We start from the raw sequence: 18,887 nt of genomic DNA, 5'->3' as shown, positions 1-18,887 counted from the left end.
ATGCCGACCGAAGGAGTGAGCGAGATCACCACGCCGTTCAGCGCACCGCGCATCGCCCAGCTATTGGCGGGCCCCGGCGGCGAGGCCCGAGTACCCACGCCCGAACAGCAACGCGTGATCGAACACCCCATTGGTGGCAGCGCACTCGTCGTTGCCGGGGCCGGCAGCGGCAAGACCGAGACGATGGCAAACCGAGTCGTCTGGCTCGTGGCGAACGGGCTCGTGCCACCGGACGGGGTGCTCGGCCTGACCTTCACGCGGAAAGCCGCGAGCGAGCTCGCCGAGCGCGTGCGGCTGCGGCTCATCACCTTCGCGGAGGAGCTCGACGCGGCGCGTGCCGGGGGCGCGCTCAGCGCAGCCGAGGCGGAGCGGGCGCCCGCGCTCATCGACGCGCTCGCGGATGGCCTCGACCTTCCACAAGTGAGCACGTACAACGCGTTCGCCTCGGGAATTGTGCAGGAGTTCGGCGCGAGCGCGGGCGTTGCGGCGGACGCCGTGTTGCTCGACGACGCGAGCGCCTGGCGTCTCGCCCGCGAGGTCGTGCGCACCAGTGCAGACACGGCGCTGCCCGAGTCCGAGCTCTCGCTCGGCCGCCTCACCGAGCTCGTCCTGCAGCTGGATCGCTCGGTGCACGAGCACCTCTCGTCTTTTGGGCGCGTCGACCTGGTCGGTGAGGAGTTCGCTCGAGTCCTCACACTGCCCTATAACGAAGCCGAGGTGCGAAAAGGACAGCCGAGTGGCAAGCAGTACGCCGACATCGTGAAGGCGGTCGATGCGATCGGCGGAACCGCGCTGATCTCGCGCCTCGCCGCGAGCTATGCCGCAGAGAAACAGCGCCGTGGCTGGCTCGAGTTCTCGGACCAGGTCGCGCTCGCGCTCGACGTGGTGGAGCGTTCCCCACAGGCCGCCGCGTCGATACGGCGTCGCAGCCCCGTTGTGCTGCTCGACGAGGTGCAAGACACCTCCGTCGGGCAGACCCGCCTACTCGCGAAGCTCTTCGCCGGCGAGACCGTGATGGCCGTGGGCGACCCGCACCAATCCATCTACGGCTGGCGCGGCGCCTCGAGCGAGAACCTGCCGCAGTTTCACCGCGATTTCCGAGGCCCGGCAGGCTCGGGCGGCTCCGGCGGCTCGGGCGGTGGCGCGGCGCAGGAGTCCGTCACCCTGAGCCTGTCGACGAGCTGGCGAAACGCCGCGGCGGTCTTGGACGCCGCGAACGTGGTAGCGGGTCCACTAGCGGCCGAGTCCCCGATCGCGGTGCCCGTTCTGTCGCCGCGCCCCGGCGCCCCCGCGGGAACCATCGAGGTGCGCTATCCCGAGACGGTGCACGACGAGCGGGCGGAGCTTGCCGTCTGGATGCGCGATGCCCGGGACGAACACCTCGCCCGCACTGGGTCCCTGCCGACGGCCGCGGTTCTGATGCGTAATCGCCGGCCCATGGCGGCGTTCTCGGCAGCGCTCACCGAGCTCGGGGTGCCAAACCAGATCGTCGGGCTCGGCGGCCTGCTCACCACCCCCGAGATCACTGACGTGGTTGCCGCGCTGCGCTGTATCTGGTCGGCCGACGCTGGTGGGCCCCTGATCAGATTGCTTGCGGGCCCGCGCTTCAGGATCGGGGTCGCCGACCTGTCGGGCCTTCGCGACACGATGCGATGGTTCTCAAGGCGCGACGCCTCGCAGCAGCAGCTGAGCGACGAGGATCTCGCGCCCGACGGGGTATTGCCCGACCCCGACCGTCGCACGACGCTGCTCGACGCGCTCGACGAGATCCCGCGGCTGCCTGATTCGCACACGGCGATGCGTTCGATCAGCGAGGTGGGACGAGAACGGCTGCGCGACGCTGGGACGATGCTTGCCGAGCTCCGGCGCGGGGTCGGCGCGAGTCTGCCCGAGCTCGTCCGCCAGATTGAGCATGCCCTCCGCCTCGACATCGAACTCGAGGTCAACGAGCGCGCGAGTCACGCCGGGTCGGCGACGGCCCGCGCGAATCTCGAGGCGTTCCACGAACTCATTGAGGGGTTCGTGTCGACCGACGAATCCGGCAGTCTGCCGGCACTACTGGCCTGGCTCGATCGTGCAATCGGCGACGACGCGCACGCCGAACACGTCCCCGAGCCCGAACCGGGCACCGTCCAGCTCATCACGGTGCACAGTTCGAAGGGCCTCGAATGGGACCTGGTCGCGATCCCGCGCCTTGTGGCCGGCGAGTTTCCGTCGAAGCCGCGCGAGGGCACTGGTTGGTTGCGGGTCGGACAGCTCCCCGACGAGCTGCGGGGAGACGCCGCGTCGAGACCAGCACTGAACTGGCGGATTGCCGCGACGCAGCAAGAATTGAAGAACGACATCGCCGCGTACAAGGCAGAGCTCGCCGAGCGGCACGCCGCAGACGAGCGGCGACTCGCCTACGTGGCGCTCACTCGGGCACGGGATCGGCTCCTGCTCACCGGGTCGTATTGGGGCGGGCAGAAGGGCCAGCGCGGCCCGTCGATCGTGCTGAGCGAACTCGGCGAGGCAGGCATCATCACCGCGCCGCCGGAGGCTTCGCAATATGACGAGGACCCGAGCGCGCGTGCCGAGCTCACGCTGCAGTGGCCGCTCGACCCGCTGGGTCGGCGACGGGAGAAGGTGCTCGCCGCTGCCGAACGCGTGCGCGAGTCCATCGATGCGGTCGCTGGGGAAAGCGGCGCAGGCGATTCCGCCCCGCCGCTCGATCCGACGGTGCGCCTGCTGCTTGCCGAGCGAGACGCGGACGCCGCCGCGGTGGCCCGCCCCGGGCGTACCGAGCTGCTACCGGGGGAGCGCATCAATGCCTCGCTGTTCCACGAGATCATTGCCGACCCCGCAGCCGCCGAGCGCCGGAGGCTGCGCCCGATGCCGGAGCGCCCCTTCCGCCAGACCCGCGTGGGCAACCGCTTCCACGAGTGGGTCGAGCGCCGCGCGACGACCGCGCGCGGCACCGCCCGGGCCCTCTTTGCGTGGGATGTCGATCTTGAGGACCGGCGCGCGGATGAGTTCGACGATCAGCTCGAGGCCGAGGTCGAGGCGTCGTTCGATGACCGGTTTGCGGACGATGCCGAGGCGCTCGCCCCGATGGTCGCGCACTTCGAGGCGTCGCGGTGGGCCGAGCTGATGCCGATCGCGGTCGAGCAGGAAGTGTCGATCCCGTTCGCCGGATCGAGGCTCGTATGCAAACTCGACGCGGTCTACCAGCAGGGGGAGGGCGACGACGCGCGCTTCGAGATTGTTGACTGGAAGGCCGGACGCGCGCCCCGCGACCAGGCGGAAAAGGCTAGCCGATTCCTGCAGCTCGACCTGTATCGCCACGCGTACGCGGCGCACACCGGGATCGACGCGGGCCGCATCGATGTCACTCTGTTCTACGTCGCCGAGGGGATCGAGCTGCAAGGCGAACACCCGCGCGGAGTCGAGGAGCTCGAGCGGCTCTGGAACGAGCGATAGCGCTCGGGCGACGTCGAGAAAGTCGGCCTAGCGGGAGTTTCCGTCCGGGCCATCTTCGAGCTCCCCAAAGTCGAACGGCTCGAGCGGAGCCGTCGCCAGCGGGTCAAACGGAGTGTCCCGCTCGGCCTCGTCGGTGACCCCGGCTTCGGAGAGCTCGTCGACCACCCCGGTCTCGTCGAGGTCGGTTTCAGCGTCGGTGCGGCGCTCGACGGGCTCGATGAAGTCGGTGTCGGCGAAGAACACGCGCTCGTCGTCGAACACGTCGGACGCCGACGTGTCGTGCACGCGCTCGTCGACGCGTGGGGTGTCGTCAAGCAGGTCGTCGACCTGTGCGACATCGAGTACGGAATGGGGGAGCAAGGGCTGCGAGAGCGACGGGAGCTGGTCGACCAGGCGATCAAGCATCGCGACCGCATCATTGACGATGCCCGTGTCGTGCTGCTCGACGCCGTGCAGCAGCCAGCGGGCGACGTCGAGCTCGTGCGCGAAGGCCGCGCGTGCGAGGAGGCGTTCGCCGTCGGCGCTGTCACCCAGCGCCGCGTAGCGGGCGACGACCGCGCAGAGCACACCGGTTTCCGCGCCGGCGAGCCAGGCGAAATCATCGGCCGGGTCGCTGATGTGGAGCTCGGACCAGCCGAGCACTCCCACGACCTGGTCGTCCGAGACGAGCAACTGCGTATCGTCGAGCGAACCGTGTACGACGGTCGGGGCGAACTCCCAGAGCTCGGCGGCCTGCAGCACCTCGGCCCACCGCGCCGCGACCGTCGACGGCAGCATGCGCGTCGCTTCGGCGCGTTCGACGAGACGTGCGCTCGCGGCGCGGGCCTCGGCGGCGGTGCGGCTCGCGAGCCCGGCCTGCTGAACGGTCGAGGGAGGGAGACGATGGATCGCGCTGATGGCCTCGGCGATCGGCTGCAGCAGCAGCGAATCGTCAGCCAGGTCCGAGACCGAGAAATGCTCACCCACGAGGAAGGTGGACACGACCGCGCGGCTCTCGCCCGCTCGGGTCAGCCCGAGGGTTTCGGGCACGGCGAATGGTAGCTGGGCGCGCGTGCCGGCGGTCAACGCCGAACGCCCGAGCAACTCGCCCGACTGCTCCGCCTCGGCGGTGGCGGTGCGCGGAACGCGCACGATCAGGCGGCCGCGATCAGACTCGAGGAGCGCGGAGAGAAAGGACCCGCTCGGCCCTGCGGCGACCCCGGAGGCTCCGTGCACGGCGAGGTCTGGGACCGCCGACGTGGCGAGCGCGGCTAGAGTGAGTGGAGTGCTGGCCATGGCGTCTAGCGTAGGCAAGAGCGCTGGACGTCGAGGGTACGCCACGCGCACGGGAGGAGGAGTCGATGAGGGACTACTCACGCATCCCGCCGCTGGCTCGCGGCGGAATCGACCGCGACGCGGCCACCCGGATGGACGATGCCGCACTTGAGCGGGCCTGGGCCGAGCCGGGTGCGCGGCTGCTCGAACTGCGCGGCACCACGCTGCCGCTGCAGGACGGCGCGCTCGCACTCCTGCCCATTGCCGGCCCGCGGAGCACGGCGCACTGGTATCTCGGACGGTTCGCAGGGGCGCCCATCTTCGCCACGGACGTCGACGGCACAGACGGGACAGACGGCACAGGCGGCTCGGGTGGGACAGGCGACTCGGCTGGGACAGGCGGGACGGCCGACCGCGACGCGACGACCCGCGAGTGGGTCCCCGCGCGGGCCGCGGGGGTGGCGCTGTCTCCCGATGAGGCCGAACTCGTGGCCATGGCGGTCGCGCTGCAGCACTGGCACGCGTCGGCCGCTTTCTCTCCCCGCGACGGCTCGGAAACCCAGACCGCGCAGGGCGGCTGGGCTCGCGTCGAACCCGTGACGGGCGTCGAACACTTTCCGCGGACCGACCCGGCTGTGATCGTCCTGGTCGTGCATGAAAATCGCGCGCTGCTCGGCTCGAACCTGCTCTGGGAAGCGGGCCGCTTCTCGCTCCTCGCGGGGTTTGTCGAGGCCGGCGAGTCCGCGGAACAGGCTGCGCGCCGCGAGGTCGCCGAGGAGTCGGGCGTGCGCATCGACCGGCTGGACTATCTGGGTTCGCAGCCCTGGCCTTTCCCCCGCTCCCTGATGCTCGGCTACCTCGCGGGCTTGGCGGCCGGGCAGGATCCTGCCGCGCTCTCGCCAGACCCGACCGAGATCGCAGAGCTGCGTTGGTTCTCGCGCGACGAGCTGAGAAGCCCGGCGGACGGCCTGAAGCTGCCGCGCGAGGGCTCGATCGCGCGCTGGATTATCGACAGCTGGATCGCCCAGGGCGACGACGCGGAGGTCGGCCGTGCGGGGGGTGCCGAGCGTGGAGTCTGAGCTGCTCGACGCCCTCGACGAGGAACAGCGTGCAGTCGCGGTGACCCTGCGCGGACCGGTCGTCGTACTCGCGGGTGCCGGCACCGGAAAGACTCGCACCATCACCCACCGCATTGCCCACGGCGTCGCCTGTGGCGCGTACGCCCCCGAACGCGTGCTCGCCGTGACGTTCACGCGTAAGGCGGCGGGCGAACTGCAGACCCGGCTGCGTGCGCTCGGCGCGGGCGGCGTGCGGGCGCGGACGTTCCACGGCGCGGCGCTGTCGCAGCTCGGGTTCTTCTGGCCGCAGGTGGTCGGCGGCCTCGCCCCGCGCGTGCTCCCGAGCAAGAGCGCGACGCTCGCGCAAGCTGCCGAGGCGATGCGATTGCGGCTTGACCGCGAGGCGCTGCGCGATGTCGCCGCAGAGATCGAGTGGCGCAAGGTCTCGATGCTGAGCCTCGACAGCTACGCCGGCATGCTGGCCGAGCGACCGCTGCCCGATGCGGTCACACCGGAACAGATGCTCGAAATGCATCGCGCGTACGAGAAGTTCAAAGAGGAGCGGCGCGAGATCGACTTCGAGGACGTGCTGGTGCTCGTCACTGGCATGTTGGAGTCGGAGCCGCGCGTCTCACAGCAAGTGCGCGAGCAGTACCGATTCTTCACCGTGGACGAGTACCAGGACGTTTCGCCGCTCCAGCACGCCCTGCTGTCGGTGTGGCTCGGTGAACGCGACGAGGTCTGCGTGGTCGGCGACGCGAGCCAGACCATTTACTCGTTTGCCGGTGCCTCGAGCCGGTCGCTGCTGCGCTTTGCGAGCGAGCACCCGGGTGCGCACGAGTTTCGGCTGGAACGGAACTACCGCTCCACGGAACCGATCGTGCGCACTGCGAACCGCCTGATGCATGGCCAGCCGGGGGCGCTCACCCTCCGAGCCATGCGGCAGGAAGCGGCGTCCGATCCGAGCTTCGAGTGGTTTCCCGACGAGTCGAGTGAGGCGAACGCGGTTGCGGACGCCATCCGCGCCCGCATTCAGGGCGGCCTGCCGGCATCGGAGATCGCGGTGCTCTCGCGGACCAACGCTCAGTCCGCGCGCATCGAGCAGGCGCTGAACTCGCGTGGCATCAGTAGCCGAGTGCACGGGGCGAAGCGCTACTTCGACCGGGCGGACGTCAAGAGCGCGGTCATGGCGATCCGAGCGCAGTCGTTCGCGCCGGACGGGCGACCGCTCTTTCAGGTGGTCAGCGACGTCATCCGCGAGCTCGGGTGGACGGCGCAGCCTCCGACGGGGCCTGCGCAGCGCGAGCGCTGGGAGGCGCTGGGCGCGCTGCTGACGCTGGTCGATGACGCGCCAGAGGGCATCAGCGTTGCTGACTTCAGCACCGACCTCCTCGAGCGCCAGCGCGCGCATCACGAGCCGACGCTCGAGGCCGTCACGCTCAGCGCGATCCACGCCGCGAAGGGTCTCGAGTGGTCGCTCGTGCACGTGATCGGGATGAGCGAGGGGATCCTGCCGATTTCTTACGCCGTCGGCGACGATGCGATCGACGAGGAGCGCCGTCTGGCTTACGTGGCGCTCACGCGCGCCCGCGACGAGCTGCGGCTCTCGGGCTCAGCCGCGGGCGGGCGGGCGCGACGCACCCCATCCCGCTTCCTGGCGGCCGCCGGCATCGGAGTACCCGCCGCGGCGTAGTCCGGTTCAAGCGCCTCGAGCGTCGCACACGCGCACTCCGCACGGCGGGGCACCTGGCGGTGTTCACCGCCGTGACGCGGCAGTCCCTGGTGCACGGGAAGCTCGAGCTGAGCGCCCAGCGTGTCCCAGCCGCCGGCAGAAGTCGGCGCCAACGGCACGCTCGACGGCGCAGCCGCGACGCGCCCCGCTTGGGCCTCCAATAGTGCGGCGACGTGGGCGGCGAGCGCGAGCGCGACACTGGTCGTCTCGCTCGGAGGTCGCGTTCCCGATACCTGGGCGGTGATGACTGCCCAGGCCGGATCCCGTGCCAGCTCCGCCTGATTGCAACAGTCCAGGCAGGGCGCGCCATTCGCCCCGAGAAGCGGGCCGAGGAGCACCGACCGGTCGCGCAGTCGAATGGAGAGTGTCGGGAGGCCGAGGCTCAACCACGGCCCGAGCTGCGCGCGGGGAGCGGCGTAGCGTTCCGGGAGCACGAGGAAGTCCGCGTCCGTCACCGCGTCGACGGTTGCCGCGATCGCACAGTGCGGCCCAGTCGAGCCGAGGGCAGCGGCGAACACGCGAGCCCACGCGGAATCAACCGAGCCTTCGCCCGCCGCGATGCAGACACGCAGCGGAGGTGTGGGCCGCGGCCATGAGCCCGGCGGCGGCGGCCCCAGCGCGTCCGCGATACGTGCGAGCAGCGCGGTGCGTCGTGCGTGGGTCAACCCGCATCGTTTCGTGACCTCAGCGAGGCGGTCTTCGGAAACGCCGGCAGTGAGCACGGAAAGGAATCGTTGCTCGGCGGGCGAGAGCCCGTCCAGGCGCGCGATGGGACGGGCCACCCCGATCCGCAACCGGTCTGGCGACTCCCAGACGAGGGGGAGGTCGGCGGAAAGTGCGAGCGGCATGGGGGTGTTCATTGCCCCAGTGTGCGACCTTCGCGACCCGCGGAGGAGTTATCCACAGAAAGACGGCCGTGTGCGCTCGACGAGACCCCTGTGAGGGAGGCTCCGCCGAGCGCCGCACCGAACCCCTAGGGGCGCGGGGTGTCCGGCTCGCCCGGGAGCTCCGGATCCTCGGTCTCACCAGTGGTCTCCGGAGCGTCCGCGATGATGCCGCCGTCGACGCCCTCGACGGGCCGGGGCGCATCGCCGAGCAGCTCGGCGAGCGCGCGATCGAACTCGTCTTCCTCGGGCTCGGCGGGTGATCCGGCGAGCCCGAGGCGGGCAAACAACAGCGCCGGGTCAGTGATCTCCTCGGCGGTGGGCAGGAGGTCGGGGTGCGCCCAAAGCGAGTCCCGCGCCTCGGCGCCGCCCAGGTTCTCGAGTCCGCGCCACATCGCGGCTGCCTCGCGGAGGCGCCGCGGGCGAAGCTCGAGGCCGACCAGGGTCGAGAAGGCGTGCTCTGCGGGCCCCCCGGCGGCGCGCCGACGGCGCACCATCTCGGCGATGGCGGTCGAGCCGGGAAGGCGCGAAGTGGCGTTCTCGGTGACGACGTCGACCCAGCCCTCGACGAGCGCGAGCATCGTCTCGAGGCGCGAGTGCGCCGCCTCCTGCTGCGGGGACTTCGGTGGGATCAGCGAGCCATTGGAGAGCATCTCCTGGATCTGCTCGGGGTGCTGCGGGTCGAGATCTGCGGCGAGCTCGCCAATGCGCTCGGTGTCGATGCGGATGCCGCGCGCGTAGTCGGTGATGGCCGTGATGAGGTGCAGCCGCAGCCACTTCGCGTGACGGAAGAGGCGGGCGTGGGCGAGTTCGCGGACCGCGAGCGCGAGCCGCACCTCCTCGGCGTCCTGGTCGAGGCCCTCGGCGAACGCGGCGACGTTGACGGGCAAGAGCGCTCCGCCCTCGCGACCCGGGCCGTGCAAGAGTGGGACACCGACGTCGCCCGCGGAGACGACTTCGGTCGCGAGCTTGCCGATGACCGTGCCGAGCTGCATCGCGAAGAGCGCACCGCCGACGTTGCGCAACATCGCCTCGGCGCCCTGCATCGCCGCGCGCATCTCCTCGGGCAGCTGCGTCGACATCGCTTCGGTGAGCGCGTTGCTGATGGAGTTGGCGACCGGCTCGGCGAGTTCGGTCCAGGTGTCGATTGACTGCTGCACCCACTCGATGCGCGAGAGCGCGCGGGGGGCGTCGGGGGAGGCGCCCATGTCGGTCACCTCGTCGAGCCACAGTGAGGCGACGGGGAAGGCGCGCAGCACGTCGTTCGCATCCGCGGGGGATGAGGGCGCGGCGCTCACCGTATCGATGGCGGTGCGGCGGGCGACCGACCAATCGATGCCGTCGCCGCTCTGCTGCATGGCCCGCTGCAAGGTAGAGAAGAGACCCTGTAGCGCAGCGGAGTCGCCGGGGAGGCCAGCTGCGCGGGCGAGCTGGGCCGGATCGATCCCGGAGGGCCCGCCGCCTGAAAGGAGCTCGCGCAGCATTTTCTGCAGCTCCTCGGCCGCGTCCTCAGGTCCGTCTTCGGGCCGCTCGTCGCGATTGTCGTTCGTCATCTGTGCTTGCCTCCCGCATCGCCACCGAAGCTCGAAGGGCTGAGGCCATCGCTGGTGGTAGAAATTACGCTACCCCGACCTCCTCCAGAATCCGCTGGTAGATTGACCGCCCGAGCACGATTTGGTTGCGCCCAGTGCGAACAGCGAGGCTCCTGCCCGGTCCGGACGCCCCGACGAACCCAGAGAAAGCACCGATGCCGCAGCAACTGCCCGCCATTCAGCCGCCCACGAGCCCCCGCGCATCGCGGGGCATGATCTGGGTGGCGATCCTGTCGATCGTGCTGATACTCGGGTGGACGGTCCCGTCCCAGATGGTGATTGAGCGACCCGGGCCGGTCGTCGACACGCTCGGCGAAATTGAGCTCGACGGCGAGGCCACCCCGGTGATCTCGATCGACGGTGTGCAGACCCACCCGACCGACGGTGAACTCAACCTTCTGACGGTCTCGATCAACGGCAGCCCGGAAAACCAGTTGGGTTGGCTATCGCTGCTGCCGGTGCTGTTCGATCCGTCCCAGACTGCCAAGCCCATCTCCGAGGTATTCCCCGAGGGCGTGACGTCCGAGGACCGGAACGAGCAGAACAAGCTGATGATGGAGAAGTCCCAAGCGGACGCGACCGCCTCCGCACTCCGCGCGCTGGGGATCGACTTCACTGCGCGCGTCGTGATTCAGGACGTCGTGGCGGACCTGCCCGCCGACGGGTTGCTGCAGCCGGGAGACGAGATTCTCAGCGTGGCCGGCGCCCCCATCACCGGGGCCGGGGGGCTGCGGGCCGCGCTCGCCGACGCGGGGGCGGGGACCCCCGTGACCCTCGGGATCCTGAGGGATGACGAGCAACGGGACGTGACCGCCACGCCCGAGCAGCCGAAGGGTGCGACCGCGCCGATCCTGGGGATCACCGTCAGCGCGGAATACGAATTCCCGGTCGACGTCACGATGCATCTCGACCGGATCGGCGGCCCGAGCGCAGGCCTGATGTTCGCCCTGGGTATCGGGGACGAGCTCACGGAGGAGAGCCTCACCGGCGGACACATCATTAGCGGCACCGGCACCATTGACGACACTGGCCGGGTGGGCGCAATCGGCGGGCTGCCGCAAAAGATGTGGGGCGCCTCGCGCGTCGGTACCGAACTCTTCCTCATGCCGCTCGGGAACTGCGCGCAGGTGCCGGCGACGGTGCCCGGCGACATGATCGTGGCCCCGGTCGCTACCCTCGACGAGGCGTTGCAGGCGATCGATGACCTGAACGCCGGCCGTGTGCCCGCAGGTTTGGAGCGCTGCCCCATCGAATCATCAGGGGATGCACGGCTAGGGTAGTAAAACCCCGTTCAAAGACTCAGAAGAGGGCTTCAGTGACCGAAACGACCACCGCCGATTCGACCCCTGTACGGCGTAGACCATCGCCGCTCGCGATCACCATCGTGTTGGTGGTGCTGCTGGTGGGTGGCTTCTTGGCCATCGCCAGCCTGATGAGCGATGTGTTCTGGTACCAGCAGGTCGGCTACCTCGAGGTATTCGCGACGCAATGGATCGCCGCTGTGGTGATGTTCGCCATCGGGTTCCTCGCGATGGCCGTCCCCGTCTTCCTGGCGATCGATATTGCGTACCGCACCCGCCCGGTGTACGCGCGCCTCACGGCCCAGCTTGACCGCTACCAGGAGATGATCGAGCCGCTGCGTCGGGTCGTCAAGTACCTGCTGCCCGCGGCCTTCGGCTTCTTCGCCGGTATCGCGGCGGCGGCCCAGTGGCCGCAGGTGCTGTTGTGGCTGAACCGCGAGGGGACCGGCAAGGTGGACGCCGAGTTCGGTCTCGACCTGTCGTTCTTCCTGTTTGACCTCCCCGTGCTCCAGAGCATCGTGGCCTTCGCGTCTGCGATCCTGCTGATTTCGCTGATCGCGTCGGTCGGCACGAGCTACCTGTACGGCGGCATTTCCTTCAACGGTCGCGACGTCCGCGTCTCCAAGTCCACCAGGATCCAGACCGCCGTCATCGCGGCGCTGTACCTCCTGTTGCAGGCCGGGAGCCTCTGGCTTGACCAGTACCGCACCGTAACGAACCAGGAGGGCATCCTCACGGGTGCCGCCTTCACCGAGGTGCACGCGGTCATCCCCGGTAAGGAAATCCTCGCTGGCATCGCGGCGATCGTCGCGATCCTCTTCATCATTACCGCGTTCACCGGCAAGTGGCGCCTGCCCGTCGCCGGCACCGCGCTGCTCATCGTGGCAAGCCTTGTGATCGGCGTCGGGTACCCCTGGGCCGTGCAGCGCTTCCAGGTCGACCCCGACGAGAAGAGCCTCGAGTCCGAGTACATCTCGCGCAATATCGACGCGACGCGCGACGCCTACGGCCTCGCCGACGTCGAGGTCGAACGCTACGACGCGGTCACCGACGCCACGCCCGGCGCGCTGCGCAACGACGCGGTGGCGACCGCGAACATCCGTATCCTCGACCCCGCGATCGTCTCGCCGACCTTCTCGCAGCTCGAGCAGATTCGCCAGTACTACAAGTTCCCGAGCTCGCTCAACGTCGATCGCTACGAGATCGACGGCAAGATTGAGGACACGGTCTCCGCCGTCCGCGACATTAACATCACGGATCAGACCGGCTGGTACAACCGCACGCTCGTCTACACGCACGGCTACGGCCTCGTCGCCGCCTATGGCAACCAGCGCGCAGTTGACGGTCAGCCGGTGTTCTTGGAAAGCGGGATCCCCACGAGCGGGAAGCTTGGCGAGTTTGAGCCGCGCGTCTACTTCGGCGAGAACTCGCCCGAGTACTCGATCGTCGGAGGCGAGACGAAGAAGCCCATCGAGATCGATTACCCGGCCGATGACACGGGTGACGAGTCGAAGCAGAACATGACGACGTTCACCGGCGACGGCGGACCGGTACTCGAGGGGCTCTTCCACAAGCTCGTGTACGCGCTGAAGTTCCAGTCGATGGAGATCCTGCTCTCGGGCGCCGTGAGCGAGGGCTCCCAGATCCTGTACGACCGCGATCCTGTCGATCGTGTGCAGAAGGTTGCGCCGTATCTGACGATCGACAAGACCCCCTACGCCTCGGTGGTGGACGGGCGCATCGTCTGGATCGTCGACGGGTACACGACGTCGTCCGAGTACCCGTACTCGAAGGTCACCGACATGAACGATTCAATCGTCGACTCGGACAACCCGCGCACCTCGCTGGCCCGCAACGACATCAACTACATCCGCAACTCCGTGAAGGCGACGGTCGATGCCTACGACGGCTCGATCTCGCTGTACGCCTGGGACACCACTGATCCGGTGCTGACGGCCTGGCAGAACGTCTTCCCGACCACGTTGAAGCCGATCTCGGACATGAGCGCCCAGCTCATGAGCCACGTCCGCTACCCGGGTGACCTGTTCAAGGTGCAGCGCGAGATTCTCGGTGAGTACCACGTCACCGATGCCGGCTCGTTCTATTCCCGCGAGGACGCTTGGCGCACGCCGAGCGATCCCGTGTCGGGCAAGACCGCTGGCGAGGCGGCGCTTGCGCAGCCCCCGTACTACCTGACGCTGGCGGCCGGGCTGAAAGCAGACCCGACCTTCTCGATCTACTCGACGTACATTCCGAAGGACGCGAGTGCGGAGTCGCGAGACATCCTCACCGGCTACCTTGCCGCGGACTCGAACGCGGGGAATGTAGCCGGAAAGGTCTCGAAGGATTACGGCACCCTGAAGCTGTTGACGCTGCCGAAGGGCAACACGGTGCCCGGCCCCGGCCAGGTGCAGAACAGCTTCACGACCGACCCGACCGTGTCGAAGGAGCTCAACCTCCTGAGTCAGGGCAGCACCGAGGTCATCAGTGGCAACCTGCTGACCCTGCCAGTCGGTGGCGGACTGCTCTACGTGCAGCCCGTATACGTGAAGGCGAAGACGGGCACGAGCTTCCCGATCCTGCAGAAGGTGCTCGTGTCGTTCGGCGAGAAGATCGCCTTCGAGGACACGCTGGACCTCGCGCTCGACGAGCTGTTCGGCGGCGACTCGGGTGCTGCGGCGGGCGACACGATCGTGCCGGTGACACCGGATGAGCCGACCGATGGCGGGGAGACCCCGGCGACGCCGGACGATACTGCTGCTGGTGGCTCGACCGACTCGCCGGCGCTGCAGGAGGCGCTCGCGCTCATGAAGACCGCCCTGTCGGACCGTGACGCCGCGATGAAGGCGGGGGACTGGACGGCCTTTGGCGAGGCGGACGCTCGCCTCAGAGCAGCCATCACGGCGGCGCTCGCGGCGCAGTAGCGGCCGCGCGGCTCGAACCACAGGCAGGCCCTCACCGACTCGGTGGGGGCCTGCCTGCGTCTGTGGGGGTCCGAGAGTGTCCGTGTCGCTCTGCCGTTCACAGGCTGCGTGGCCGCCCTGGGCGTGGCCGCCTCATCGGTGGTCGTCCGCACACAAAACAGTACGGCCCCTGTCACTGACAGGGGCCGTACTGTTTTGCCGCGATATCTCGTTGCGGGGGCAGGATTTGAACCTACGACCTCCGGGTTATGAGCCCGGCGAGCTACCGAACTGCTCCACCCCGCGGCACAAGAGAGAGTCTACGGGGCTCTCGGCCGCAAATCCATTTGGCCGCCTGGGTGGGCGTGTTCCTGGTGTCTGCCAGACGCAAACGGAAAACAGTACGGCCCCTGTCTGTGACAGGGGCCGTACTGTGTGACCGCGATATCTCGTTGCGGGGGCAGGATTTGAACCTACGACCTCCGGGTTATGAGCCCGGCGAGCTACCGAACTGCTCCACCCCGCGGCACAAGAGAAAATCTACCACGCGATCCCTTCGGCGGTCGAATCGAGGGGTCATTTGCGCGGGAACCGGGCGTGTCGATCCGGATGGCGGCTGTGGATAACGGGGACGGCGGCCGCGGAAACGGCGCAATCTTTCGAGTCTGACGGACCTTCCGTCGAGGAAGGATTGACATGACTGCAATCACCCGCTCGCGCCCGCTACTCTCTGCCGCGGCAATGGTTTGCGCTGTGCTCGCCCTGTGCGGGGCGCTGCTGGTCTCGCCCCTGCCCGGGCTCCAGGGCAACTCGCCTGCCTCGGCGCAGCTTCTCGAGGGTCCCGGCTTTCGGATCCCGCACGACTTCCGGCTCTCGATAGTCGGGGCGTACCGCGCACCCGACGGTTCGCTCGCGTACTGCCTCGAGTGGGGTCAGGAGCCGCCCACGCTTGCGAGTGATCCCGCGCACCAGAGCACAGTGGTCACTCAGTATGCGGGCTGGAGCCCCGAAGAGGTGGCGCGGGTGAACTGGCTCATCGGCGCGCACGGCCAACGGGTCACCAATGAGCAGGCCGCCGCAGTCGGAGTGGCAATCTGGCTGCGTCACCCGGGAGAGGGTGACCCATTTCGGGTGGATCATCGATTCTTCATCGCGGCTATCCCCGACGCCACGGTGCGTGGCCGTGTGGTAGCCGAGGCCCAGCGCCTGAGCAGGCTGATGGATGACTACCGATATGTGGCTCCGGCGCCCGCGGGCTCGGTGCAGGTGGTCCCTGACCCTGCGGACGCGATGCGGGGAGAGATCGCTGTCTCGGGCGTCCCGCTCGGCGCAAGCGGCACGATGACGGTGACGGGGGCGCAGTTCGGTGGCGCGGCCAGCCCCGGGGCCAGTCCCAGTCCCGTGACCACGGCCGCCATTGTCGGCGATGTGCGCCTTCCCTATCGTCTGACACCGAGCGACGCGGAAATCGGTTCAGCCGAGGTGACCGTGTCGGCCGAGCTCACGCTCCCCGGAGGTTCCGCCGGGCCGGCGCTGCGGGTCTGGCAGAGCGCCCCTGCGCTGCAAGATGTCGCCGCGGTCGGCCCCGTCGAATCGGATTTCCGGTGGCAGTTGCGCGCGAGCGAGGCGCACTCGCTCGTCTTTTCGCCGCGCTTTTCGACCCAGGTTCCCAGCAGGATCCTGGCCGAGGGTGAGCCGCTCGCCGACACTGTGAGCCTGTCTCTCGCACACGGCAGCGCGCCCTGGCGTCGATTCACCGACGGGTCCACGCTGCCGATGACGCTGGTGTGTCATGCCTATGGCCCGTTCGAGGCGCCGCCGAAAGAGTCGGCGGATGTTCCGGCAGATGCCCCGCTGGCTACCGCACCGGTGCGTGTGCAGGTGGGCGGGTCCTCGGGCGACCCGCTGGCCGAGGTCGCCTCGTTCGAGTATGCGTTGACGCCCAGTGGTGGCGGCTACTACGTGTCGGTCTGCGGTATCGACGCGAGTGACCAGGACGACGCGCGCAGCGCAGCGGGCCTCCCCGCCGGATATCGCTACGCCGACGCCTTCGGGCTCCGCTCGGAGACGCAATTCGCTCCGGTGGGGGTGCGCTTCGACACCACCCTCTCGGACGCGCAGGTGCACCCTGGCGCTTCGGTCGTGGACGTCATTGTCGGCGAGCCGACTGATGGGCCGTGGGCCGAATGGGAACGCGCGCGCGTGGCAGTCCCGCTTGTGGGGACGGTGTATTGGAGCGAGACGCGTCCGGTCCGGGCGGCCGAGGCCCCCGGCGGCGCTGCGGCGGTGATGACGCTCCGCGCGGAGCTGACGGGTCCGGGGGAACGCGCCGAGGTCGTGATTGATCTCCCGGACCGAGCCGGCTGGTACACCGTGCGCTGGTGCACGGATCCGGCAGGAACCGCCGTCGAGGGTGAGCGTCCGCTCGTGCGAGTCTGGTGCGACGACTACGGCATTCCGTCCGAGACGGTCCACGCGTCTCCGCCTGTCCCGCGTGTGAGCCTCGGGCTCGCGGTGACGGGCGCAGGGGGAGGGGCCGTGCCGGGCTGGGCGGGGTGGCTGGCGACGCTGGGCGGTGTCCTTGTGCTGTCCGCTGGACTCTCGCTGCCGGCACGGCGGAGGTTCGCCCGTCGCGGCTCGGCGCGCGCCTCAAGCCCGGAGCAGTAGAGTGTGGGGCACCAAGCTGACACGAAGGGGCCATTACATTGAGTCTGCAGATGAGTTCCTCACGTCCGCTCGGCGCCGACCTCGGTCGGCTCTGGGGTCTGCTGCTCATGCGCGGCCTCCTGATGATCGTGTTTGGCGTGCTCGCTGTCGGGTTTACGCGCACCGCCGTTGAGGCCCTCATCACCATGCTGGGGCTCTTTCTCATCTTTGACGGCGTCGTGACGGTGATCACTACAGCGATCGAGCGGCGCAAGCTGCAGCGCAGTGGCTGGTTCACTGGCCAGGGCGTGTTCGCCATCATCGTCGGCGCCGTGGCGCTGTTGCTGCCGGGCCTGGTCACCTGGACGGTGTTGAGCCTGTTCGTCATTTGGGGAGCGGTCGTCGTCGGGCTGTTTGCGGGCATCGCCATGTTCCGATTCGCGCTATCCATCAAGCGGGCCGGCGGCGGCTTCGGGGTGCTGGGCGTCGTCGGGGCCGTCATTGCCGGGCTTGCCGCGGCGCTGGCAGTGGCGACTGCGCTGAACCCCTCCGCGGTGGCGCTGGCGCTCCTGTGGCTGATCGGGTTCGGCTCGATCCTGCTGGGTATCGGGGTCGTCGTGTGGGCCATTGGGCTGCGCCGCGTGAGTCGCGAGACGATCACGCTCCTCCCGCCGCAGCGCGAACGAGGCTGAGCAGGCCGCTGTCCGAGCCGGCAGATATAAAGCCTATAAATCCCTGTGAACCTATAAAGGATATAAACAGATCGGCTATGCTGGTGTCACGACGTGAGGAGTGACATGGACAGCCCGTTCCGCCCAGGGTTTGGAAAGAACCCACCGTATCTCGCCGGGCGTGAGGCTGCCCTCAACCAGCTCGAGGACGGGCTCGAACTCGGCCAGTGGCCACAGGAACGCGGCATGCTGCTGACGGGCCTGCGCGGCGTGGGCAAGACGGTGCTGCTGAATCACGCCGAGGACCTCGCCCGCTCGCGGGGTTGGGTCGTCATCTCTGAAACGGCCACGCAGGACTTCTTTGACCGGGTCACCGGCGTGCATCTCCCCAAGATCCTGAATGCACTCGACCCCAAGAACTCATTCCGGGTGACCTCACTCGGGCTCGCAGGGCTCGGCAGTATCGGTATTGAGTACACAGACGGTCGCACCGAGGCTCCGTCGTTCCGGGCCATGTGCGAACAGGTCTGTGCGCTGCTTGAAGGCACCGGTGGGCTCTTATTCACCCTGGATGAGGTGAACAAGGCGGCGCTGAGCACGATCGAGCGCTTCGCCGCGGAGTACCAGCATCTGGTGCGCGCCGATTGCGAAGTGGCGTTCATTGGGGCCGGGGTGCAGGGCGAGGTGCGGGGGCTCCTGTCCTCGAGCTCGGCGACTTTCTTGCGCCGGTGCGCACCCGTGTCGCTCGGGCTGCTGACGCCGCAAGAAACACTCGAGGCGTTTCGCACGCCCATTCGAGACGCGGGTCGTCAGGTCAGCCCCGAGGTCCTGGACTATATGGTGCGCGCCTCGCAGGGCTATCCGTTCCTCGTGCAGCAGATTGGCGACATTGCCTGGCGCCGCCATCCCGCCGCGCCCGCGGTGCTGATCGAAGACGTCGAACATGCGTATCGCCGTGCTCGACGCTCGATGGGAAGCTTCATTCTTGAGCCGTCGCTTTCAGGGCTGTCGGCAACGGACCGTGGCTTTCTTGCCGCGATGGTGCACGACGACCAGGCCAGCCGGATGCAGGACGTCCGGCGCCGCATGGGAAATGTCGCTTCGGGGTACGCGGCGATGTATCGGCAGCGCCTGATCGAGGCTGGGGTGATTGCCCCGGCGGGCTATGGCAAGGTCACCATCACGCTCCCGTATCTGCGGGAGTTCTTGCGGGAACACGTCGTGGCTGACGCGGCGAGTGACGGCACCCGTGAGCACGAGGGCTTTCCCTCCCCGCCTGAGCTCGGGCTGGACTAGCGGCACCGCTCGGGCGCTCCGGGCATTCGTCAAGGTCTGCAGCGGGTGTCCAGGTATAGCAAATGCGATTCATAGATTCAACGGGCAGACT

At 68.6% G+C, this 18,887-nt stretch carries 10 protein-coding genes and 2 tRNA genes; 8 read left to right on the top strand and 4 right to left on the bottom strand.

Translation table 11 applies throughout. The annotated features are described in order from the left end of the window. Nucleotides 1-3,459, top strand: coding sequence for an ATP-dependent DNA helicase (locus KOE53_RS02395; RefSeq protein WP_188057327.1), 3,459 nt, complete (start codon nucleotides 1-3; stop codon nucleotides 3,457-3,459). Between the two features lie 27 nt (nucleotides 3,460-3,486). Here KOE53_RS02395 and KOE53_RS02390 read toward each other — a convergent pair whose 3' ends face one another. Beyond that, the gene (locus KOE53_RS02390; protein ID WP_188057223.1) at nucleotides 3,487-4,734 is read right to left on the bottom strand and encodes a phosphotransferase; all 1,248 of its coding nucleotides are present in this window, start codon (nucleotides 4,732-4,734) and stop codon (nucleotides 3,487-3,489) included. Nucleotides 4,735-4,799: 65 nt separating this feature from the next. On the opposite strand from KOE53_RS02390, the gene nudC reads away from it, so the two are divergent. Next, nucleotides 4,800-5,792, top strand: coding sequence for an NAD(+) diphosphatase (gene nudC, locus KOE53_RS02385; protein WP_188057222.1), 993 nt, complete (start codon nucleotides 4,800-4,802; stop codon nucleotides 5,790-5,792). After that, nucleotides 5,782-7,464: an ATP-dependent helicase gene (locus KOE53_RS02380; RefSeq protein WP_241095371.1), complete on the top strand. Its 1,683-nt coding sequence runs from the start codon at nucleotides 5,782-5,784 to the stop codon at nucleotides 7,462-7,464. The genes nudC and KOE53_RS02380 overlap by 11 nt, the downstream gene beginning before the upstream one ends. A gap of 1,012 nt (nucleotides 7,465-8,476) precedes the next feature. Here KOE53_RS02380 and KOE53_RS02375 read toward each other — a convergent pair. Then, nucleotides 8,477-9,940 (bottom strand): zinc-dependent metalloprotease, encoded by a 1,464-nt coding sequence (locus KOE53_RS02375; protein WP_188057221.1) that lies wholly within the window; start codon nucleotides 9,938-9,940, stop codon nucleotides 8,477-8,479. Between the two features lie 194 nt (nucleotides 9,941-10,134). On the opposite strand from KOE53_RS02375, the gene KOE53_RS02370 reads away from it, so the two are divergent. Next, on the top strand, nucleotides 10,135-11,259 hold the full coding sequence (locus tag KOE53_RS02370) for a YlbL family protein (protein WP_188057220.1): 1,125 nt from the start codon (nucleotides 10,135-10,137) through the stop codon (nucleotides 11,257-11,259). 35 nt (nucleotides 11,260-11,294) lie between these two features. Then, the gene (locus KOE53_RS02365) at nucleotides 11,295-14,204 is read left to right on the top strand and encodes a UPF0182 family membrane protein (RefSeq protein WP_188057219.1); all 2,910 of its coding nucleotides are present in this window, start codon (nucleotides 11,295-11,297) and stop codon (nucleotides 14,202-14,204) included. Nucleotides 14,205-14,415: 211 nt separating this feature from the next. Here the strand turns inward: KOE53_RS02365 and KOE53_RS02360 are convergent. Then, nucleotides 14,416-14,489, bottom strand: a tRNA-Met gene (locus KOE53_RS02360). 146 nt (nucleotides 14,490-14,635) lie between these two features. Beyond that, nucleotides 14,636-14,709: transfer RNA gene (locus tag KOE53_RS02355), tRNA-Met, on the bottom strand. Nucleotides 14,710-14,879: 170 nt separating this feature from the next. Here KOE53_RS02355 and KOE53_RS02350 point away from each other — a divergent pair. From KOE53_RS02350 to KOE53_RS02340, 3 genes are all read left to right on the top strand, one after another. Then, nucleotides 14,880-16,850, top strand: a complete 1,971-nt coding sequence (locus KOE53_RS02350; protein ID WP_188057218.1) for a hypothetical protein — start codon at nucleotides 14,880-14,882, stop codon at nucleotides 16,848-16,850. 50 nt (nucleotides 16,851-16,900) lie between these two features. Continuing rightward, nucleotides 16,901-17,521, top strand: a complete 621-nt coding sequence (locus KOE53_RS02345; protein ID WP_188057217.1) for a DUF308 domain-containing protein — start codon at nucleotides 16,901-16,903, stop codon at nucleotides 17,519-17,521. Between the two features lie 105 nt (nucleotides 17,522-17,626). Beyond that, nucleotides 17,627-18,796, top strand: coding sequence for an ATP-binding protein (locus KOE53_RS02340; RefSeq protein ID WP_188057216.1), 1,170 nt, complete (start codon nucleotides 17,627-17,629; stop codon nucleotides 18,794-18,796). Nucleotides 18,797-18,887: the final 91 nt, after the last annotated feature.

The sequence above is a fragment of the Leucobacter sp. CX87 genome (assembly GCF_018682295.1).
GTDB lineage: Bacteria > Actinomycetota > Actinomycetes > Actinomycetales > Microbacteriaceae > Cx-87.
Note: the sequence above shows the minus strand (reverse complement) of the source record. Positions and strands in the feature narration are given on the sequence as shown.